The sequence below is a fragment of the Kitasatospora sp. NE20-6 genome (genome assembly GCF_045862635.1).
On record NZ_BPRL01000004.1, the window covers coordinates 183,036 to 203,168 of the forward strand.

At 72.8% G+C, this 20,133-nt stretch carries 18 protein-coding genes; 13 read left to right on the forward strand and 5 right to left on the reverse strand.

The features are described from left to right. The first annotated feature begins 8 nt into the window (after window positions 1–8). The 8 genes from nuoL (at window position 9) to SNE206_RS05105 (ending at window position 11,021) form a co-directional block, all read left to right on the forward strand. Window positions 9–1,907 (forward strand): NADH-quinone oxidoreductase subunit L, encoded by a 1,899-nt coding sequence (nuoL, locus tag SNE206_RS05070; RefSeq protein ID WP_407912126.1) that lies wholly within the window; start codon window positions 9–11, stop codon window positions 1,905–1,907. 34 nt (window positions 1,908–1,941) lie between these two features. Beyond that, entirely contained in the window at window positions 1,942–3,558 is a 1,617-nt protein-coding gene (locus SNE206_RS05075; RefSeq protein ID WP_407912127.1) for an NADH-quinone oxidoreductase subunit M, read from the forward strand. Then, on the forward strand, window positions 3,555–5,192 hold the full coding sequence (gene nuoN / locus SNE206_RS05080; RefSeq protein ID WP_407912128.1) for an NADH-quinone oxidoreductase subunit NuoN: 1,638 nt from the start codon (window positions 3,555–3,557) through the stop codon (window positions 5,190–5,192). The genes SNE206_RS05075 and nuoN overlap by 4 nt, the downstream gene beginning before the upstream one ends. Window positions 5,193–5,346: 154 nt before the next feature. Further along, window positions 5,347–5,931, forward strand: a complete 585-nt coding sequence (locus SNE206_RS05085) for a Uma2 family endonuclease (protein WP_407912129.1) — start codon at window positions 5,347–5,349, stop codon at window positions 5,929–5,931. A gap of 166 nt (window positions 5,932–6,097) precedes the next feature. After that, on the forward strand, window positions 6,098–7,111 hold the full coding sequence (locus tag SNE206_RS05090; RefSeq protein ID WP_407912130.1) for a polyprenyl synthetase family protein: 1,014 nt from the start codon (window positions 6,098–6,100) through the stop codon (window positions 7,109–7,111). 64 nt (window positions 7,112–7,175) lie between these two features. Beyond that, window positions 7,176–7,835 (forward strand): LuxR C-terminal-related transcriptional regulator, encoded by a 660-nt coding sequence (locus SNE206_RS05095; protein ID WP_407912231.1) that lies wholly within the window; start codon window positions 7,176–7,178, stop codon window positions 7,833–7,835. A 175-nt stretch (window positions 7,836–8,010) separates the two neighbouring features. After that, the gene (locus SNE206_RS05100) at window positions 8,011–9,981 is read left to right on the forward strand and encodes a 2-oxoacid:acceptor oxidoreductase subunit alpha (protein ID WP_407912131.1); all 1,971 of its coding nucleotides are present in this window, start codon (window positions 8,011–8,013) and stop codon (window positions 9,979–9,981) included. Beyond that, window positions 9,978–11,021, forward strand: a complete 1,044-nt coding sequence (locus tag SNE206_RS05105; protein ID WP_407912132.1) for a 2-oxoacid:ferredoxin oxidoreductase subunit beta — start codon at window positions 9,978–9,980, stop codon at window positions 11,019–11,021. The genes SNE206_RS05100 and SNE206_RS05105 overlap by 4 nt, the downstream gene beginning before the upstream one ends. Window positions 11,022–11,109: 88 nt before the next feature. Here SNE206_RS05105 and SNE206_RS05110 read toward each other — a convergent pair whose 3' ends face one another. Beyond that, complete coding sequence (locus tag SNE206_RS05110) at window positions 11,110–11,751, reverse strand: DUF5701 family protein (RefSeq protein ID WP_407912133.1); 642 nt, start codon at window positions 11,749–11,751, stop codon at window positions 11,110–11,112. A gap of 69 nt (window positions 11,752–11,820) precedes the next feature. Here SNE206_RS05110 and SNE206_RS05115 point away from each other — a divergent pair, with 69 nt between their 5' ends. Then, window positions 11,821–12,582, forward strand: coding sequence for a TetR/AcrR family transcriptional regulator C-terminal domain-containing protein (locus SNE206_RS05115; RefSeq protein ID WP_407912134.1), 762 nt, complete (start codon window positions 11,821–11,823; stop codon window positions 12,580–12,582). A 99-nt stretch (window positions 12,583–12,681) separates the two neighbouring features. Here SNE206_RS05115 and SNE206_RS05120 read toward each other — a convergent pair whose 3' ends face one another. Beyond that, a complete protein-coding gene (locus tag SNE206_RS05120; RefSeq protein ID WP_407912135.1) occupies window positions 12,682–13,080 on the reverse strand; it encodes a winged helix-turn-helix transcriptional regulator in 399 nt (132 codons plus the stop codon). A 115-nt stretch (window positions 13,081–13,195) separates the two neighbouring features. On the opposite strand from SNE206_RS05120, the gene SNE206_RS05125 reads away from it, so the two are divergent. The 3 genes from SNE206_RS05125 to SNE206_RS05135 all read left to right on the forward strand — a co-directional run bounded on the left by SNE206_RS05125 (window position 13,196) and on the right by SNE206_RS05135 (window position 15,917). Beyond that, the gene (locus SNE206_RS05125; RefSeq protein ID WP_407912136.1) at window positions 13,196–14,050 is read left to right on the forward strand and encodes an NAD(P)H-binding protein; all 855 of its coding nucleotides are present in this window, start codon (window positions 13,196–13,198) and stop codon (window positions 14,048–14,050) included. Between the two features lie 198 nt (window positions 14,051–14,248). Further along, window positions 14,249–15,292, forward strand: a complete 1,044-nt coding sequence (gene rarD / locus SNE206_RS05130; protein ID WP_407912137.1) for an EamA family transporter RarD — start codon at window positions 14,249–14,251, stop codon at window positions 15,290–15,292. Between the two features lie 175 nt (window positions 15,293–15,467). Beyond that, window positions 15,468–15,917 (forward strand): hypothetical protein, encoded by a 450-nt coding sequence (locus tag SNE206_RS05135; RefSeq protein ID WP_407912138.1) that lies wholly within the window; start codon window positions 15,468–15,470, stop codon window positions 15,915–15,917. 235 nt (window positions 15,918–16,152) lie between these two features. On the opposite strand, the gene SNE206_RS05140 is transcribed toward SNE206_RS05135, so the two are convergent. Continuing rightward, window positions 16,153–17,376: a LolA family protein gene (locus tag SNE206_RS05140; protein WP_407912139.1), complete on the reverse strand. Its 1,224-nt coding sequence runs from the start codon at window positions 17,374–17,376 to the stop codon at window positions 16,153–16,155. Window positions 17,377–17,677: 301 nt separating this feature from the next. Between SNE206_RS05140 and SNE206_RS05145 the strand changes: the two genes are divergently transcribed. Continuing rightward, complete coding sequence (locus tag SNE206_RS05145; protein ID WP_407912140.1) at window positions 17,678–18,775, forward strand: ADP-ribosylglycohydrolase family protein; 1,098 nt, start codon at window positions 17,678–17,680, stop codon at window positions 18,773–18,775. A 35-nt stretch (window positions 18,776–18,810) separates the two neighbouring features. Here SNE206_RS05145 and SNE206_RS05150 read toward each other — a convergent pair whose 3' ends face one another. Then, entirely contained in the window at window positions 18,811–19,020 is a 210-nt protein-coding gene (locus tag SNE206_RS05150; RefSeq protein ID WP_405011927.1) for a DUF397 domain-containing protein, read from the reverse strand. Further along, window positions 19,020–19,880 carry a helix-turn-helix domain-containing protein gene (locus SNE206_RS05155; protein WP_407912141.1) on the reverse strand — a complete coding sequence of 287 codons (861 nt, stop codon included), beginning with the start codon at window positions 19,878–19,880 and terminating at the stop codon, window positions 19,020–19,022. The genes SNE206_RS05150 and SNE206_RS05155 overlap by 1 nt, the downstream gene beginning before the upstream one ends. Window positions 19,881–20,133: the final 253 nt, after the last annotated feature.

Genomic DNA, 20,133 nt, shown 5'->3' on the forward strand with positions numbered 1-20,133 from the left:
GGGCCACGGTGAACTCACTCATTCCGCTGCTGGTCGCGGTCCCGCTGGCCGGCGCCGCCCTGCTGCTGCTCGGCGGGCGCCTGCTGGACCGCACCGGCCACTGGATCGGCACACTGGCCGTCCTGGCGTCCTTCGGGATCGGCCTCGCGCTGTTCTCCGACATGCTCGGCCGCCCCGGCGAGGACCGGGCCGTCACCGAGCACCTGTACAGCTGGATCCCGGTGAACGGCTTCCAGGCCGACGTCGCCTTCCAGCTCGACCAGCTGTCGATGACCTTCGTCCTGCTGATCACCGGTGTCGGCACGCTGATCCACGTGTACTCGATCGGCTACATGGCGCACGACGAGCGCCGCCGCCGCTTCTTCGGGTACCTCAACCTCTTCCTGGCCGCCATGCTCCTGCTGGTGCTGGCCGACAACTACCTGCTGCTGTACGTCGGCTGGGAGGGCGTGGGCCTCGCCTCGTACCTGCTCATCGGCTTCTGGCAGCACAAGCCCGCCGCCGCGACGGCCGCCAAGAAGGCGTTCATCGTCAACCGCGTCGGCGACATGGGCCTCTCGATCGCGATCATGCTGATGTTCGTGGAGTTCGGCTCGTTCACCTTCGGCCCGGTCTTCGGCGCGGCCGACACGGCGAGCGAGGGCAAGCTGACGGCGATCGGCCTGATGCTGCTCCTCGCGGCCTGCGGCAAGTCGGCCCAGGTGCCGCTGCAGTCGTGGCTCGGCGACGCGATGGAGGGCCCGACCCCGGTCTCGGCCCTCATCCACGCGGCGACCATGGTGACCGCCGGCGTCTACCTGATCACCCGCTCCTCGGCGGTCTTCGACCTGGCGCCCGACGCCCGGCTCGCCGTCGTCGTGGTCGGGGCGGTCACGCTGCTCTACGGTGCGATCGTCGGTTGCGCGAAGGACGACATCAAGAAGGCGCTGGCCGGCTCGACCATGTCGCAGATCGGCTACATGATCCTCGCGGCGGGCCTCGGCCCGATCGGCTACGCCTTCGCGATCATGCACCTGGTGACGCACGGCTTCTTCAAGGCCGGGCTCTTCCTCGGCGCCGGATCGGTCATGCACGGCATGGGCGACGAGGTGAACATGCGCCACTACGGCGGCCTGCGGAAGTACATGCCGGTCACCTTCGTGACCTTCGGCCTCGGCTACCTCGCGATCATCGGCTTCCCCGGCCTGTCCGGCTTCTTCTCCAAGGACAAGATCATCGAGGCGGCGTTCGGCGCCGGCGGCACCGAGGGCTGGATCCTCGGCCTGTGCACCCTCGTCGGTGCGGGCGTCACCGCGTTCTACATGACCCGCGTGATGATCCTGACCTTCTTCGGCGAGAAGCGCTGGCAGCCCGACCCGGAGACCGGCGAGGAGCCGCACCCGCACGAGTCGCCCGCCGTCATGACGCTGCCGATGGTCGTGCTGGCCTTCGGATCGGTCTTCCTCGGCGGCCTCTTCACCTTCGGCGAGGGCTTCCTGCACTGGCTGGAGCCGGTCACCGGCTTCGAGGAGGGTCACTCCCCGCTCTCCGCGACGACCGTCACCCTGATCACCACCGTCTGCATGCTGGCGGGCGTCGGCCTCGCGTACACCATGTACGGCCGCTCCCCGGTGCCGGTCGTCCCGCCGGTCGGCTCGGCGCTCACCCGCGCCGCCCGCCGCGACCTCCTGCAGGACGACATCAACCACGCCGTCCTGGTCCGGCCGGGCACGGCCCTCGCCGCGACCCTGGTCTGGTTCGACAGCCGCGGCCTGGACGGCTTCGTCAACGGGCTCGCCGCCGCCGTCGGCGGGATCTCCGGCCGGCTGCGGAGGGTGCAGACCGGCTTCGTCCGCTCCTACGCCCTCTCCATGTTCGGCGGCACGCTGGTGCTGGTCGCCACCACCCTGCTGATGAGGTCGGTCTGATGGGAAATCACATGAGTGCTGAGGGAGGCCGGCCGTGAGCTACCTGCTGACCGCCACCTGCGCCGTCCCCGCGGCCGGCGCGGTGCTCACCGCCGCCCTGCCGGCCGGGTCCAGCGAGTCCCGGCGGCGCACCACCAAGGGCGTCGCGGTGGCCGTCGCCGCGGTGACGCTGGCGCTGGCCGCCGTCGTCGTGGTCCGCTTCGACCCGGGCGGGCCCCGCTACCAGCTGACCGAGTCGTACAGCTGGATCCGCTCCTTCGGCATCAGCTTCTCGCTCGGCGTCGACGGCATCGGCGCCGTGCTGGCCCTGCTCACCGCGGTGCTCGTGCCGCTGGTGATGCTGGCCTCCTGGCACGACGCCGACCCGGCGCCGGCGCCCGAGGGCACCTTCGAGAACAAGCGCCGCACCCAGGGCTTCTTCGCCCTGATCCTGGCCGTCGAGGCGATGGTGCTGGTGTCCTTCCTGGCCACCGACGTCTTCGTGTTCTACGTGTTCTTCGAAGCCATGCTGATCCCGATGTACTTCCTGATCGGCGGCTTCGGCGACCGCGCCGGCGGGCCCGACTCCGCCCGGCAGCGCAGCTACGCCGCGGTGAAGTTCCTGCTCTACAACCTGCTCGGCGGCCTGGTGATGCTCGCCGCGGTGATCGGCCTGTACGTGATCGCCGCCGACCAGAACCTCGCCACCTTCGACCTGCCGACCCTCACCGGGGCCGTCGCCGACGGCAGGCTCGTCATCGACCCGGTCGCGGAGAAGGCGCTGTTCCTCGGCTTCTTCTTCGCCTTCGCGGTGAAGGCCCCGCTGTGGCCGCTGCACACCTGGCTGCCGAACGCGATGGGGGAGTCCACCGCCGGAACGGCCGTGCTGATCACCGCGGTGGTCGACAAGGTCGGCACGTTCGCGATGCTGCGGTTCTGCCTCGGCCTCTTCCCCGACGCCTCGAAGACCTTCGCCCCCGCGATCCTCGTGCTCGCCCTGGTCGGCATCGTCTACGGCGCGCTGGTCGCGATCGGGCAGAAGGACATCAAGCGGCTCGTCGCGTACGCCTCGATCTCGCACTTCGGCTTCATCATCATGGGCATCTTCGCGATGACCAGCCAGGGCCAGAGCGGCGCGACCCTGTACATGGTCAACCACGGCATCTCGACGGCCGCGTGGATGCTCGTCGCGGGCTTCCTGATCTCCCGGCGCGGCTCGCGTCTGATCGCCGACTACGGCGGCGTGCAGAAGGTCGCGCCGGTGCTCGCCGGCACGTTCCTGATCGGCGGGCTCGCCACCCTGTCGCTGCCCGGCATGGCGCCGTTCGTCAGCGAGTTCCTGGTGCTGGTCGGCACGTTCAGCCGGTACCCGGCGATCGGCATCGCCGCGACCTTCGGCATCGTGCTCGCCGCGCTCTACGCGCTGCTGCTGTACCAGCGCACGATGACCGGCCCGGTCAAGCCCCGCATGGAGGGCATGCCCGACCTGAAGGTCCGCGAACTCGCCGTGGTGGCACCGCTGGTGGCACTCACCCTGCTGCTCGGTGTCTACCCGAAGCCGCTGACCGACATCGTCAACCCGGCGGTGGACGCGACGCTGTCGCAGGTCCACCGGACCGACCCGGCACCGGCCCACCCGGTCGCCGCCACCACCGGAGGTGAGCACCAGTGAGTCCGACCCATTGGCTCGCTGCTGCGGGCGGCAACAGCCCCAGCATCCCGGCCCCGCACGTCGAGTACGCCCAGCTCTCCCCGATGCTGATCGTCTTCGGCGCCGCGATCGCCGGCATCCTCGCCGAGGCGTTCCTGCCGCGCCGGGCCCGTTACGGCGCCCAGCTCGGCATCGCCCTGCTCGGCATCGGCGCCGCCTTCACGGCCGTGGTCGTGCTCGCCGTGCAGGGCCACGCCACCACCAGGGCGGGCCTGCTGGCGATGGGCGCGGTCGCGATCGACGGCCCGGCGCTGTTCCTGCAGGGCGTCATCCTGCTCACCGCCGCGCTCGCCGTCCTGACCTACGCGGAGCGCCGGCTGGAACCCCGCCTGAACGGGTTCGGCGTCGACGCCTTCACGGCGCAGGGCGCCTCGGTGCCCGGCGGCGAGCAGGAGCGCGAGGCCGTCCGGGCGGGCTTCACCACCACCGAGGTCTTCCCGCTCACGCTGTTCGCGGTCGGCGGCATGCTGCTCTTCCCGGCCGCCAACGACCTGCTGACGATGTTCGTGGCGCTGGAGGTCTTCTCCCTCCCGCTCTACCTGCTCTGCGCGCTCGCCCGGCGCCGCCGGCTGCTCTCGCAGGAGGCCGCGCTCAAGTACTTCCTGCTCGGCGCGTTCGCCTCGGCGTTCTTCCTCTTCGGCATCGCCCTGCTGTACGGCTACGCGGGCAGCGTCCAGCTCGGCGACATCGCCGACGTCGTCTCCGGCGTCGCACCGGTCACCCCGGCGCTCGCCGTCACCACCCAGAACGACGTCCTGCTGCTCATCGGCCTGGCGATGGTCTCGGTCGGCCTGCTCTTCAAGGTCGGCGCCGTGCCCTTCCACTCCTGGACCCCGGACGTGTACCAGGGCGCCCCGACGCCGGTCACCGGCTTCATGGCGGCGGCCACCAAGACGGCGGCGTTCGGCGCCTTCCTGCGGCTGTTCTACGTGGCGTTCCCCGGCCTGAAGTGGGACTGGCGGCCGGTCATGTGGGGCGTCGCGATCCTCACCATGGTGGTCGGCGCGATCCTGGCCGTCACCCAGCAGGACGTGAAGCGGCTGCTCGCGTACTCGTCCGTCGCGCACGCCGGCTTCATCCTGACCGGTGTCATCGCCACCAACCGGCAGGGCCTGGGCGCCGTCCTCTTCTACCTGCTCGCGTACTCCTTCGTGACGCTCGGCGCGTTCGCCGTGGTCACCCTGGTGCGCGACTCGAAGGGGGAGGCGACGCACCTGTCCAGCTGGGCGGGGCTCGGGCGGCGCTCGCCGCTGCTGGCGGCGGTCTTCGCACTGTTCCTGCTGGCCTTCGCGGGCATCCCGCTGACCAGCGGTTTCACCGGCAAGTTCGCGGTCTTCCAGGCCGCGGCGGCGGGCGGCGCCACGCCGCTGGTGATCGTCGGTGTGCTCAGCTCGGCGGTCGCGGCGTTCTTCTACATCCGGGTCATCGTGCTGATGTTCTTCTCCGACCCGCAGCCGCAGGGCGCGTCCGTGGCGGTGCCCAGCCCGCTCACCGCCACCGTCATCGGTTTCGGTGTGCTGGTCACCCTGGGTCTCGGCCTGCTGCCGCAGTACTTCCTGGACCTCGCGTCGAAGGCGTCGCTCTTCGTCCGCTAGGCCCGTCCGCGGTCCCGTCCGTGCCCGTCCGGCCCCCGCCACCACGGCGGGGGCCGGACTGCTGTTCGGGGGGTGAATCCGCACCCGGTGAAACGGTTCGCCGTTCGTCGACCGTTCCAGGCTCGGCCCATACACTGGGCTCAGGGAGGTGACCATGACCGCCGAACCGCTCGACTGGATGTACCCGCCCGCCGACGGCTGGACGTACGACCAGGTCAAGAACCTCGATCTGCCCTTCGAGTTCGACCTGGTGGACGGGGCGATCGTGGTCCGCGGCATGACCGATCAGTGGCACGACACGGTGCGGGACGAGATCTTCTTCGCCCTGCGCGGCTCCCGGCGTGACCCGTACGAGGTGAACTCCGAGCGCTGCGTCCTCGTCGACGCCTACAACCCGCCGAAGCCGGACGTCGTGGTCTTCGACCGCACCGGGCTCGACTTCTTCACCCTGGAGTGCGTCCCCGTCGCCTCCGTCGCCCTCGCCGTCGAGGTCGTCTCGCACGGCTCCCGCGGCGACGACCGCTTCCGCAAGCCCGGCCTGTACGCCGAGGCCGGCGTCCCCTTCTTCTGGCGGGTCGAGCGCGGCGAGGACGACCTCCCGGCGGTCCACGAGTTCCACCTCGACGAGGAGACCGGCGTCTACGCCCCCGCCCCCGGCACCGCCGTGCACACCGGCAGGCTGAGCACCGCGCACCCCTTCCCGGTCGAGATCGACCTCGCCCGGATCTTCCCGTCCTGACCCGGACCCGGCCGGTCTCCTGACCTGCACACGACGGGCCGGGCCCCGCCGGACCCGCACGCCCGTGCAGTGATCCACTCCCGACCGGATACCCTGCCTAGTACGTGCAGGAGGCGGCGACCAGGGACCAGGCCGCTGGGATCGACCAGGGACAGGAGTGGTCTTCGTGACCGTCGTGGGGCCCTTCGGGCTGACCGTGCAGGACCGCGATCTGACCCGGGACGTCCAGGCCGGGATGGACGCCGTCGAAGCGGCGCTCGCCGAGACCGTCAAGAGCGAGGTCCCGTTCATCACCGTGACCGCCAGCCACCTCATCGAGGCGGGCGGCAAGCGGTTCCGTCCGCTGCTGGTGATGCTCGCCGCGCAGTTCGGCGACCCGTACGCGCCCGGCGTCGTGCCGTCCGCCGTCGTCGTCGAGCTCACCCACCTCGCGACGCTCTACCACGACGACGTGATGGACGAGGCCCCGGTGCGCCGCGGCGCCCCCAGCGCGAACTCCCGCTGGGACAACTCCGTCGCCATCCTCACCGGTGACTTCCTCTTCTCCCGCGCCTCCCAGGTGCTCGCCGACCTCGGCCCCGAGGCCGTCCGCATCCAGGCCGACGCCTTCGAGCGGCTCGTCACCGGCCAGATCCTGGAGACGGCGGGCCCCCGCCCCGGCGACGACCCGCTGCAGCACTACCTCGACGTCATCGCCGGCAAGACCGGCTCGCTGATCGCCGTCTCCGGCCGCTTCGGCGCCCTCATGGCCGGCGCCGAGCCGTGGATCGTCGAGATCCTCACCCAGTACGGCGAGCGCATGGGCACCGCCTTCCAGCTCGCCGACGACGTCCTCGACATCGCCAGCGACGGCCACGAGTCCGGCAAGACCCCCGGCACCGACCTCCGCGAGGGCGTCCCCACCCTGCCGGTGCTCCTCCTGCGCCAGACCCCGGCCGACCAGGACGACCCCGAGGACGCCCGGCTGCGCGAGCTGCTCGCCGGCGACCTCGCCGACGACGACGCCGCACACGCCGAGGCCCTGCGCCTGCTGCGCCGCCACCCGGCGCTGGAGCGGGCCCGCCGCGAGACCCTCCGCTACGCCGAGGAGGCCCGCGCGCTCCTCGCCCCGCTGCCGGAGTGTCCCGCCAAGGCCGCGCTGCAGGGCCTGTGCGATGCGGTGGCCATTCGTACCATGTGACCGCCGGGGATGCGGAAGACTGGGCCCGGTCCCGTCCCGCTCCACCGAAGGGCCACCAGCCATGCTGCGCGTCGTCATCGCCGAGGACTCCGTACTCCTGCGGGAGGGCCTGACCCGGCTCCTCACCGACCGCGGCCTGGAGGTCGTCGCCGGCGTCGGGGACGGCGAGGCGCTGCTGAAGGCCGTCCACGACCTGGCCGCGGCCGGCGCCCTGCCCGACGTCGTCGTCGCGGACGTCCGGATGCCGCCCACCCACACCGACGAGGGCGTCCGCGCCTGCGTGGCGCTGCGCGGCCTCTACCCGGAGCTCGGCGTGCTGGTGCTGTCGCAGTACGTCGAGGAGCAGTACGCGGGCGAGCTCCTCGCCGGCTCCACCCGGGGTGTCGGCTACCTGCTGAAGGACCGGGTCGCGGAGGTCCGCGAGTTCGTCGACGCCGTGGTGCGGGTCGCCGGCGGCGGCACCGCGCTCGACCCGGAGGTCGTCCAGCAGCTGCTCAGCCGCAGCCGCCGCGGCGACGTGCTGCAGGGCCTCACCCCGCGCGAGCGGGAGGTGCTGGGGCTGATGGCCGAGGGCCGCACCAACGCGGCCGTCGCCCGGCAGCTGGTCGTCTCGGACGGCGCGGTGGAGAAGCACGTCAGCAACATCTTCCTCAAGCTCGGCCTCGCCCAGAGCCCGGAGGACCACCGCCGGGTGCTCGCGGTGCTCACCTACCTGGAGTCCTGAGCCGGGCCGTGTCCAGAGCGACGGGCCTGCCATCGGAGATGGCGCATCCGGCGATTCGTCCTGTGCGAGTTACGGTCCCGTGATCCCCGCCCGCCTTAGGATGCGAAGGGTGCACCAGGCGGACGGGGCACACGGCTCACGCCCGCGGCTGGCGCGCACGAGGAGGTCCGCGGCAGTGACCAGTCAGGTCGATCAGTCAGAGGCAGTGGACGGCTCGGACGGGGGCGAGGGCCGCGCGGGCTCGGCGCCGCCATCGGCCCGGCAGGGACGGCCCGTCAAGCCGGTCCGTCGGCTGGACCGGGTGATCATCCGCTTCGCGGGGGACTCCGGCGACGGCATGCAGCTCACCGGTGACCGCTTCACCTCCGAGACCGCGTCGTTCGGCAACGACCTCTCCACCCTGCCGAACTTCCCCGCCGAGATCCGGGCGCCCGCGGGCACCCTGCCGGGCGTGTCCAGCTTCCAGCTGCACTTCGCGGACCACGACATCCTCACCCCCGGCGACGCGCCGAACGTCCTGGTCGCGATGAACCCGGCCGCGCTCAAGGCCAACCTGCCGGACGTGCCGCACGGCGCCGAGCTCATCGTCAACACCGACGAGTTCACCAAGCGGGCCCTCGCCAAGGTCGGCTACGCCGCCGACCCGCTGGCCGACGGCTCCCTCGACGCCTTCCGCCTGCACCGGGTGCCGCTGACCACGCTCACCCTGGAGGCCCTCAAGGAGAGCGGCCTCGCCCGCAAGGACGCCGAACGCGCGAAGAACATGTTCGCCCTCGGCCTGCTCTCCTGGATGTACCACCGGCCCACCCACGGCACCGAGGCGTTCCTGCGGCAGAAGTTCGCCAAGAAGCCCGACATCGCCGAGGCCAACATCCTCGCCTTCCGGGCCGGCTGGAACTTCGGCGAGACCACCGAGGACTTCGCCGTCTCCTACGAGATCTCCCCGGCCCGCCTCCCGGCCGGCACCTACCGCAACATCTCGGGCAACCTCGCCCTCTCGTACGGACTGATCGCGGCCGCCGAACGCTCGGGGCTCCCGCTGTTCCTGGGCTCCTACCCGATCACCCCGGCCTCCGACATCCTGCACGAGCTGTCCCGGCACAAGAACTTCGGCGTGCGCACCTTCCAGGCCGAGGACGAGATCGCCGGCATCGGCGCGGCGCTCGGTGCGGCGTTCGGCGGCGCCCTCGGGGTGACCACCACCTCCGGCCCCGGCGTCGCGCTCAAGTCGGAGACCATCGGCCTCGCCGTCTCCCTCGAACTCCCGCTGCTCGTCGTCGACATCCAGCGCGGCGGCCCGTCCACCGGCCTGCCCACCAAGACCGAGCAGGCCGACCTCCTGCAGGCGATGTTCGGCCGCAACGGCGAGGCCCCGGTGCCGATCGTCGCCCCCGCCACCCCCGCCGAGTGCTTCACCGCGGCCGTCGAGGCCGCCCGCATCGCGCTCGCGTACCGCACCCCGGTGCTGCTGCTCTCCGACGGCTACCTGGCCAACGGCTCCGAGCCGTGGCGCATCCCGGACGTCGACGAACTCCCCGACCTGGCCGTGGACTTCGCGACCGGGCCGAACCACGAGCTGGAGGACGGCAGTCAGGTCTTCTGGCCCTACAAACGCGACCCCCGGACCCTCGCCCGCCCCTGGGCGGTGCCCGGCACGCCCGGCCTGGAACACCGGATCGGCGGCATCGAGAAGCAGGACGGCACGGGCAACATCTCCTACGACCCGGCCAACCACGACTTCATGGTGCGCATCCGGCAGGCCAAGATCGACGGCATCGAGGTGCCGCCGCTGGAGGTCGACGACCCGGCGGGCCGGGCCCGCGTCCTGGTGCTCGGCTGGGGCTCCACCTACGGCCCGATCACCGCGGCCGTCCGGCGGGTCCGCGCCGACGGCGGCCACGTCGCCCAGGCCCACCTGCGCCACCTCAACCCCTTCCCCGCCAACCTCGGCGCGGTGCTGAAGGCCTACGACCGGGTGATCGTGCCCGAGATGAACCTCGGCCAGCTCGCCCTGCTGCTGCGCGCCAAGTACCTGGTCGACGCGCAGTCCTACAACCAGGTCCGCGGACTCCCCTTCAAGGCGGCCCAGTTGGCCGACGTCCTGCACGCGGCGATCGGCACCCTCGAAACGGAGGACCAGCGATGACCGAATACCGTTCGCTCCACCTGGTGCCCAAGGCCGAAGCGCTGCAGACCGCCAAGGAGTTCAAGACCGACCAGGAGGTCCGCTGGTGCCCGGGCTGCGGCGACTACGCGATCCTCGCCGCCGTCCAGGCGTTCATGCCCGAACTGGGCATCCGCCGCGAGAACACCGTCTTCGTCTCCGGCATCGGCTGCTCCTCACGCTTCCCGTACTACATGAACACCTACGGGATGCACTCGATCCACGGCCGCGCCCCGGCGATCGCCACCGGCCTCGCCGCGTCCCGCCGCGACCTCAGCGTCTGGGTGGTCACCGGTGACGGCGACGCCCTCTCCATCGGCGGCAACCACCTCATCCACGCCCTCCGACGCAACGTCAACCTGAAGATCCTGCTGTTCAACAACCGGATCTACGGGCTGACGAAGGGCCAGTACTCGCCCACCAGCGAGGTCGGGAAGATCACCAAGTCGACGCCGATGGGATCCCTCGACGCGCCCTTCAACCCGCTGTCGCTGGCGGTCGGCGCGGAGGCCACCTTCGTCGCCCGCACCATCGACTCCGACCGGCAGCACCTGCAGTCCGTGCTGCGGGCCGCCGCCGAGCACGAGGGCACCGCACTGGTGGAGATCTACCAGAACTGCAACATCTTCAACGACGGCGCCTTCGAGGTGCTCAAGGAACCGGGCACCCGCGACGAGGCCCTGATCCGCCTCGAACACGGCCGCCCGATCCGCTTCGGCACCGACCAGGGCGTCTTCCGCGGCACCGACGGCGAACTCCACGTCGACCGGGTCACCACGGAGAACGAGGCGGCCGTCCTCGTCCACGACGCGCACGCGGCAGGCCCCGCCACCGCCTTCGCCCTCACCCGGCTCGCCGACGCCGACACCCTGCACCACACCCCGATCGGCGTGCTGCGCAGCGTGCAGCGGCCGGTCTACGACACGCTGATGGCCGAGCAGCTGGAGCGCGCCGAGGCGGCCCGCGGGCGCGGCGACCTGGCATCGCTGCTGCACGGCAGCGACACCTGGACGGTGGTCTGACCGCCCGTCCGCCCACCGCCGCAGGCCCCCGGGAACGCCTCCCCGGGGGCCTGCGGCCGTACAAGCCATGTCGTACAGACCCCTGCCGTCAGGCCCGGCCGCCGGCCGAGGCCATGCCGAGCCAGGTGTGCGGGTTGCCCTCCCAGCACCAGCCGAGCTTCGGCGCGCCCTTGCTGATCCACAGGGCGGGCACGCGCTTGTCGCCGCAGCGCGAGGCGCCGAGCGAGAAGCACTTGTTGGTGGCGAGCAGCTCCGGGTGCTGCGTGACGAGCGCGACGCCCTCCTCGATGGTCAGCAGGGTCCGCCCGCGGTCGGCGACCACGGCCATCGCGTCGCGCGGGACGGCGCCGCAGAACTCCTCGCCGCGCTCGACGTCGAGCAGCAGGTAGGCGGCGGCGCCCGGCAGCTCGACGGTCGGCACGAAGCGTTCGAGGTCGCCGGGGGCGTACAGCCGGTCGACGATCCCCGGCCGGGTCCTCCCGGCGAGGGTGGTCAGCGGCACCGCCTGCTCGACGGGCACCAGGCTGCGCCGCAGCACCAGCAGGAACGGCACCCGGCCCTCGGCGGGCGGGTCCGCCGCGGCGCCTCCTCCGGCTGCGGCGGCCGCGGCCTGCTCGGCGGCGGGCCGCAGCGGTGCGAGCAGGGCGGTGAACTCCTCGGTGGACAGCCCGGCCAGGGCGGGGTGGCCCAGGTCGACGAGCCGTTGCAGTTGTCGGTCGAACGCGGTCATGCGCCTCCAATTCAACGTACTAAGTACACTGTACACCGTACGGAGAAAGAGGGTGGAAGAATTCCCGCCATGGCCACCGACCGCACCAGTGCAGGCGACCCCGCCCGGACCCTCGCGCTGCTCTGGGGCGAGACCGGGCCCTCCACCGGCCGCCGCGGCCCCCGCCAGGCCCGGACCGTCCCCGAGATCGCCGCCGCGGCCGTCGCCCTCGCCGACGCCGAGGGCGCCGAGGCCGTCACCATGCGCCGCGTCGCCCAGGAGCTCGGCCTCTCCCCGATGGCGCTCTACACCTACGTGCCCGGCAAGGCCGAACTGCTCGACCTCATGCTCGACACCGTCTACGCCGCCATGCCCCGCCGCGCCCCGGCCGACGACGGCTGGCGCGCCCGCCTCACCGCCGTCGCCGAGGACAACGCCGCCCTCCACGCCACCCACCCCTGGGTCGCCGGCATCGCCACCACCCGCCCCCCGCTCGGGCCCGGCCTGATGGCCAAGTACGAGTACGAGCTGCGCGCCCTGGAGGGCCTCGGCCTCGGCGACGTCGAGACGGACGCCGCGCTCACCTTCCTGCTCGCCTTCGTGCAGGGCTGCGCCCGGGCGGCCGCCGACGAGCGGGCGGCGCAGCAGGAGAGCGCCGTGAACGACGCGCAGTGGTGGGAGGGCAACGCCGGGCTGCTCGCGAAGGTGCTCGACCCGGAGCGCTTCCCGACCGCCGTGCGGGTGGGTTCGGCGGCGGGGGAGGCCTACGGCGGGGCGTCCAGCGCCGCGCACGCGTACGCCTTCGGTCTCCGGCGCGTGCTGGACGGGCTGGCGGCGCTCGTCGGTCCTTGAGGTGGCGTCGGTCCTTGAGGTGGCGTGGGGCCGTGAGGTGGCGTGGGGTCGTGAGGGGTCGCCGGGCGGTGCGGGGTCGTCGGTCGCGGAGCCGCCGGGTCAGCGGCTGTCGTAGGCGTGCCGGGCCGCCTCCACCGCGGGGAGCGCCCGCTCCACCCAGTGGCCCAGGCCGCCGACGATCTCGGCGGCCTGCTCCCCGAGGGGCGTCAGGCTGTAGTCGACCCGCGGCGGGATCACCGGATGCGCCTCGCGGTGCACGAATCCGTCGCGCTCCAGCGTCTGCAGGGTCTGCGCGAGCATCTTCTCGCTGACCCCGGCGACGGCCCGGCGCAGTTCGCTGAAGCGGTAGCCGCGCTCGCGCAGGGCGATCAGCACCAGTACGCCCCAGCGGCTGGTCACGTGCTCCAGAACCCCGCGGGAGGGGCACATCCGGTCGGTGACGTCGCCGGTGAGGGGCGGGAGTGCGGGAGCGGGCGCGGGTGGGGTGCTTACCTGCATGTAAGTACCCTACTTCGAAGTGCGTACTTTCGAAAGGTTAGTGCTCGCCCTACGGTGGTGGTTGAAGGTGAAACCACCGCGGGGCCGCCGCCCAGCACTGCACGAGGAGCACGCCATGATCGTCGTCACCGCCGCCACCGGACAGCTCGGCCGCCTGGTCGTCGAAGGACTCCTGGCCCGGGTGCCCGCCGAGGATCTGGCCGTCGCCGTCCGCTCGCCCGAGAAGGCCGCCGCCTGGGCCGCCCGCGGCGTCGAGGTCCGCGAGGCCGACTACAGCAGGCCCGGGACGCTCGCGACCGCCTTCCGGGCCGGCGACACCGTCCTGCTGATCTCCGGCAGCGAGGTGGGCGCCCGGGTGGCGCAGCACACCGCCGTGGTCGACGCGGCCGCCGCCGCGGGCGCGGCCCGCATCGTCTACACCGGCGTGCTCGGCGGCGACGAGGCCGGCTTCGACCTCGCGGCCGAGCACAAGGCCACCGAGGCGGCGGTCCTCGCCTCCGGCCTCCCCTACACCTTCCTCCGCAACGGCTGGTACACCGAGAACTACACCGACCAGGCGGCCGGGGCCGTCGAGCGGGGCGTCGTGCTCGGCAGCAGCGGCGACGGCCCGGTCGCCTCCGCGACCCGCGCCGACTACGCGGCCGCCGCCGTCGCCGTCCTCACCGGCGAGGGCCACGAGAACCGCGCCTACGAGCTCAGCGGCGACGAGGCCTGGACCCAGAGCGCGTACGCGGCGGAGCTGGCCGCGCAGTCCGGCCGCCCGGTGGCGTACGTCGACGTGACCCCGCAGGAGCATCGGGCGGCGCTGGTCGGCGCGGGCCTGCCGGAGGGCTTCGCGGACATCCTGGTGGACGTCGACGCGGCGATCGGCCGCGGCGAGCTGGCCCGCGACCGCGGTGTCCTCTCCACCCTGATCGGCCGGCCGACCACCCCGCTCGCCGACTCGGTCAAGGCCGCGCTCGGCGCCTGATCCGGGCGGTTCCGCCGCCCGGTCCGGACCGCACCCGGCCGACGGCCCGGAGCGGGCGCCGGCCGGGTGCGGACCGGGCCGGGCGCCGGGCCCGGCCGGGGCGGCTGTCATGACCAAAACGTGGATACGGGCGTGACATCCCGCCCTCCCGCCCGCTACGGTCGACCCGACACCGGCGCGCGTGGAGGGCAGGGCGGCATGACGGACCAGGACGAGGTGCGCCGCGGATTCTGGTCCGGCGCCGCCGCCTACGGCATGTGGGGCCTCTTCCCGCTGTTCTGGCCGCTCCTGGAGCCCGCCGGCGCCGCCGACATCCTCGCCAACCGCATGCTCTGGTCGCTCGTCGCCGTCGTCGTGATGCTCCTCGTCCAGCGGCGCTGGGCGTGGATCCGGCCGATGCTCTCCCAGCCCCGCCGCCTCGCCCTCGTCGCCGGGGCCGCCGCCGTCATCACGGTCAACTGGGGCGTCTACATCTGGGGCGTCAACTCCGGCCACGTGGTCGAGACCAGCCTCGGCTACTTCATCAACCCGCTGGTCACCATCGCCTTCGGCGTCCTCCTGCTCCGCGAGCGCCTCCGCCGCGCCCAGTGGGCCGCGGTCGGCATCGGCCTGACGGCCGTCGTCGTCCTCGCCGTCGGCTACGGCCGGCCGCCGTGGATCGCCCTCACCCTCGCCTTCTCCTTCGCCACCTACGGGCTGCTGAAGAAGAAGGTCGCGCTCGGCGGGCTGGAGAGCCTGGCGCTGGAGAGCGCCGTGATGTTCCCCTTCGCGGCCGCGTTCCTCGTCCACCTGCAGCTGCAGGGCACCGGCAGCCTCGGCCACCAGGCCGGCTCCACCTCCGCCTGGGCGCACTCCGGCCTGCTGGTGGTCAGCGGTGTCATCACCGCCGTCCCGCTGCTCTGCTTCGGTGCCGCCGCCGTCCGGGTGCCGCTCACCACGCTCGGCCTGCTCCAGTACCTCGCGCCGGTCTTCCAGTTCCTCATCGGCGTCACCGTCTTCCACGAGTCGATGCCGCCCGCCCGCTGGGCCGGCTTCGCCCTCGTCTGGGCCGCCCTCGCGGTGCTCACCTTCGACGCGCTCCGCCGCGTCCGTGCCGACCGGGCGGCGCTCGTCGCCGCGGCGGAGGCCGCCGCGTCCGTGAAGCCGCCCGCGGCCGCCGCGGCGGTCCGCGCCGCAGCCGGGGAGGTGCCCGCGGCCGGCCCCGTTCCGGCCCCTCCGGCCGACCCCGCCGTCACCCGCTGAGACCGTCCGACTGCGTTCTGCGCGGGGGCCGTTCGCATCGGCACTCCCGCTGTGAAGAACTCGTTTCCGGATCTCCTCAAGGCCCGCCCCGGGCTGCTAACGTCCGACGTGCCACCGCCGGAGCCGACGGAAACCCCGTCCTTCCCGGGCGTCGCAGGGCCACAGGAGGGTTGTGATGGTTCACCTCACGGGTCAATTCACAGGGCAGCTCGCCCGGCCGTTCCGCCGTGCCGTACCGAGTCCCCGGCCCGCCGCGTTCACCCTCCAGGAGAGCGCCGACGACCTGCTCGCCCGCGGCACCGATCTGAGACTCCCCGCCGTCCGGCGTGAACTCGACGCCGCCGAGACCGGTGAGCTCGTCATCACCGGCGCCCCCGCCGCCGGGCGCGTCCGCATCCAGTGGCAGCGGCACGGCCGCCCGGCGATAGGCCTCGACGGCCCGTACCGCCTCGACCGGGTCGAGCTCAAGGGCTCGCACCGCGCCCGCCTGCACGGCCTCACCGCCGGCATCCGGCTCGTCTGCCCCGACTGGTCGCCGCTCTTCCTCATCGCCCCCGCCCAGCTGCCGGTCCTCGCCTGCGCCGTCGCCACCTCGCGCGTGCTGCCCGTGCTGCCCGTGCACTGAAGCCTGCCCGTGCTGCCCGGGCACTGAGCCCGCCCGTGCACTGAGCCTGCACCGGCGGGCCTGCACCGGACCGCTCCCGCCCCCTCCCGTCCCCGTTCCCGTCCCCGCTCCCCAGGGGACGGGCCACGGCGCACCGGCAGGGCCGGCCCGTCCGCGTCACCCCGCCGCATGCGTGCGGCGGGGGCCGGACCCCCGGAGGGCCCGGCCCCCGCCGGCCGCGTCACCTGAGGTCAGCTCACGCCTTCACCCCGGCCGCGGACTGCAGGACGGGCAGCGTCACCGCTCCCGCGAAGACCCGGCCGTCGTCGGTCACCAGCACGTTCAGCACCTTCGTCGAGACCAGGGTGCCGCCGCCGACCGGCTTGCCGATCATCTTCACCAGCGGCTGCAGCCCGTCCGCGACGGCTTTCCGCCCGGCCGGTGCACCGGGTGCCGAGGGCAGCCCGTCGGGCAGCCGCGACGACACCACGGTCCGCCAGCCCTCACCGGTCACCTGCAGGTCCGGGGCCGCACCCGACCCGAGGGGCCCGCCCGGGGCCTTCACGTCGGCGGCCGCGTGGTCGCCGTCGGCCGGCCGTTCGGTGACCTTCGCACCCTTCGGCGGGGTGAACCGGAACGTCGACGCCGCCGGGGCGCCGTACGCGAGCTTGCTGAAGTGCGTGTCCAGCACGGTGCCGCCGGCCGTCGCCGTCACCTGCACGCCCAGCGGCACCCCGCGCTCGGCGTCCACCGCGATCCGCACCCGGGCGATGGTCGACCCCTGCCCCTTCGGCACCAGGCTCAGCCGGTACGCGTCCCGGCCGGCCACCCGGGTCGTGCCGTCCACCGCCACCGTCGTGGTGCCGTCGGCGAACTGCAGGAACTGCTTCGCCGCCTCCTGCGGGGTCACCGCGGCCGCCGACGGCAGCGCGGACCCGCGGTGGCCCGCACCCTGCGGGTCCGTCAGGTGCACGGCTTCGTTCGACGCGCCGTTCCACGCCCACAGCTCGGCACCGTCGTGCACCAGCTCGTAGCCGCCGCGCCCCTCCGTCAGCGTGATCCGCTGCCGGTCCGGCCCGTCCACCGCGACCTGCACGGCGTGCTGACCGCCCAGCAGCGAGGCCAGCTCCGCCTCCGGCCCCGCGGAGCCGCCGTCCGTGCCCGGCCCGCCGGCCAGTGCGCCGCCGGCCGCGCCGAGCAGCGCGGACGGCAGGCCGAGATCGGCCTTCACCTGCACCGTGCCGGACAGCGCCTGGGTGTCCGCACCCAGGATCTTCGCCACCAGCTGCTCCGCCGACACGGCGGGCAGCTTCGGCCCCGGACCGTCCGCCAGGGCGGGCACCAGCCCGATGCCGGCGGCCACCGCGGCGGCCACCGCCACCGGCACCGCGACCCGTACCGCCGTGCGGCGCCCCGACCGCTGCGGTGCCTCCGCCCCCGCCGGGCCCTGCTCCGCCGCCTGCGTCTCCTGCTCCGCCATCTCCCCAGCCCCTCCGTACGGTCGACGTCCTCCCTCACCATTACAGGCGCACCCGGCCGCGGGGGCATCGCCCCGAAGGGCTGGATCGCCGTCAGACTCCGGGCGCAGGCGACCCTGACGCGGGCTCAGGGTCGCCTCCGCCCGTAGGCGGAACCCGCCGTACGGGCCGGGGACCGTCCGGTGCGGCCGGTACGGCCGGGTGCCGCCGCGGGCCGAGGCCCGACCTCGCCGCCGGTCCGCTCGAATCTTCGAATACAGTGCAGGCTCCTGGACCGTCCCGGACGAGAGGCAACGACCCGTGATGCCCCTGTGGTCACGCACCCAGCAACAGGACTACCGAAGCCGGGTCCGGGGCTGCCTGCTCGGCGGCGCCGTCGGCGACGCCCTGGGCGCCGGGATCGAGTTCGACTCCCTGGAGAAGATCCGGGCCGCCCACGGACCGCTCGGGGTGACCGGCTTCGTACCCGCGTACGGCCGCCGGGGTGCGATCACCGACGACACGCAGATGACCCTCTTCACGCTGGACGGCCTCGTACGGGCCCACATCGCCCGGGACACCGGCAGCTGGCACCCGCCGACCGACGTGCACCGCGCCTACCTGCGCTGGCACGCCACCCAGCAGGACTGGGGCCCGGACGAGCGCCGGCCGGACCTCGGCTGGCTGGGCCGCGAGGAGTGGCTGTACGCGCAGCGCGCGCCCGGCCAGGCCTGCCTCACCGGACTGTCCGGCCCGGACGCCGAACGGCTCGGCACCGTGGACGCCCCCCGCAACCCGCACTCCAAGGGCTGCGGCACCGTGATGCGGGCCGCGCCGTTCGGACTGCTGACCGCCTGGGATCCGGCGCTGGTCTTCCAGCTCGCCGTGGAGTGCTCCGTCCTGACGCACGGCCACCCGACCGGTTACCTCTCGGCGGGCGCGTTCGCGGTCGTCGTCCACGCGGTGGCCCGCGGCGGCACCCTGGAGGAGGGGGTGCACCTCGCCCTGGCGCTGCTCTCCGAGCGGCCCTCGCACGAGGAGACCACCGCCGCCCTGCGGGCCGCGCTGGACGCCGTCCGGGCCGGGGAGCCGTCGGCCGAGCGGGTCGAGGCGCTCGGGGAGGGCTGGATCGCCGAGGAGGCGCTGGCCATCGGCCTGTACTGCGCACTGGTGGCGGAGGACGTGAAGTCGGGGCTGCTGCTGGCCGTCAACCACTCCGGTGACAGCGACTCCACCGGTTCGATCTGCGGCAACCTGCTGGGCGTGCTGCACGGGGAGACGGCACTGCCCGCCGACCTGGTGGCGGAGCTGGAGGGACGCGGCACGATCCTGGAGCTGGCGGACGACTTCGCCCTGGAGCTGATGCACGGGCCGGAGCTGCACGGCACGCCCGGGTGGGCCGTGCGCTACCCGACCGGCTGAGCCCGCCGGGTAGCGCCGGAGTCGTGACGCGGCGGTCAGACCTCGCCGAAGGCGCCGCCCGCGACGTCCGCGGCGAAGGCGGCCCAGGCCGCGTTCGAGAAGCGCAGCTGAGGGCCCTCCGGGTCCTTGGAGTCGCGCACGGCGATCGAGCGGGTGTCCGGGACGGCGATCTCCACGCAGGCTCCGTTGCCGCCGCTGTGGCTGCTCTTGCGCCAGGTCAGATTGGTCGTGGACGTGGTGGTCATTACTTGAACCCCTCTGCAATGGTGTGCATCAGTGACCGACTGTCCGCGACACTCAGCGCCGCGGCCCGCAGGTGGTCGTAAAGATTGGTATAGCGGCGCACGTCGGCGTCCTTCTCCAGGTAGAGATCGCTCGTCACTCCTTCGAAGTAGACAACCGTGGAATCGGCTGACTCCGGGAACTCCATGAGGGAGAATGTCCCGGTCATGCCGGGATGCGCACCGTGACTGAACGGGATCACCTGCACGTTGATGTTGGGCCGCTCGCTCAGCGTCAGCAGCTGGCAGAGCTGGTCGGCCATCACGGCCCTGCTCCCGACCTCCCGCCGGAGGACGGCCTCGTCTATGACCACCCACAGACTGCCGAGCCGGTCGTCGCTGTCGCCGTTTATCCGCAGCTGGCGCTTCATGCGCACCTCGACCCGGCGCTTGACCGCCTGCGTGTCGTAGTCGGGGAACGTGCCGGCGACGACGGCCTCCGCGTAGTCGCGGGTCTGCAGCAGCCCGGGCACGAACGACGACTCGTACGCGCGGATCGAGGAGGCCTCGGCCTCCAGCCCGATGTAGACGCTGTACGGGATGTCGCCGAACTCGTGCCACCAGCCGCGCTGGCGCGACTCGCGGGCCATCTCCATCAGTCCGGCCCGCACGCGCTCGTCGCCGACGTCGTAGACGTCGCACAGGTCCCGGACGTCGCGCTGGCTGATGCTGCGGCGGCCGTTCTCCAGCCGGCTGATCTTCGACTGGGAGACCATGAGGCGGCCGGCCACCTCCTCGGCGGTCATGCCCCGCAACTCGCGCAGGCGCCGGAGTTCGGCGCCGAGCCTGCGTCGGCGCACGGTGGGATTGACGCTGGCGGACACATCGACCTCCGGCCGGACCTCTGGCGCGGACGACGGCACCGCGCCTCGGAACAGTGTGGAAATTGCTACCGACCCCCCCTGACGTGGAGAGCATGCCATCTCACCTCTGCTCCGTGCGGTGGAATCCCATCGACGCACTAGAACAGATCATCGGAAAAACGTTCAATTGGGATGACATGACTTGCATGTGTCGAACCATCACGGTAAAAGAGCGGACATCGCACGACGGTCCCGCGAACCGGCCCGCCGAACG

Bases quoted from the DNA above. Each gene is read 5' to 3' on its own strand.
- SNE206_RS05120 (WP_407912135.1), bottom strand. From the start codon at position 13,080: ATGCAGGTAAGCACCCCACCCGCGCCCGCTCCCGCACTCCCGCCCCTC.
- rarD (WP_407912137.1), top strand. From the start codon at position 14,249: ATGACGGACCAGGACGAGGTGCGCCGCGGATTCTGGTCCGGCGCCGCC.
- SNE206_RS05105 (WP_407912132.1), top strand. From the start codon at position 9,978: ATGACCGAATACCGTTCGCTCCACCTGGTGCCCAAGGCCGAAGCGCTG.
- SNE206_RS05115 (WP_407912134.1), top strand. From the start codon at position 11,821: ATGGCCACCGACCGCACCAGTGCAGGCGACCCCGCCCGGACCCTCGCG.
- SNE206_RS05145 (WP_407912140.1), top strand. From the start codon at position 17,678: ATGCCCCTGTGGTCACGCACCCAGCAACAGGACTACCGAAGCCGGGTC.
- SNE206_RS05110 (WP_407912133.1), bottom strand. From the start codon at position 11,751: ATGACCGCGTTCGACCGACAACTGCAACGGCTCGTCGACCTGGGCCAC.
- SNE206_RS05140 (WP_407912139.1), bottom strand. From the start codon at position 17,376: ATGGCGGAGCAGGAGACGCAGGCGGCGGAGCAGGGCCCGGCGGGGGCG.
- SNE206_RS05125 (WP_407912136.1), top strand. From the start codon at position 13,196: ATGATCGTCGTCACCGCCGCCACCGGACAGCTCGGCCGCCTGGTCGTC.
- SNE206_RS05085 (WP_407912129.1), top strand. From the start codon at position 5,347: ATGACCGCCGAACCGCTCGACTGGATGTACCCGCCCGCCGACGGCTGG.
- SNE206_RS05135 (WP_407912138.1), top strand. From the start codon at position 15,468: ATGGTTCACCTCACGGGTCAATTCACAGGGCAGCTCGCCCGGCCGTTC.
- SNE206_RS05150 (WP_405011927.1), bottom strand. From the start codon at position 19,020: ATGACCACCACGTCCACGACCAATCTGACCTGGCGCAAGAGCAGCCAC.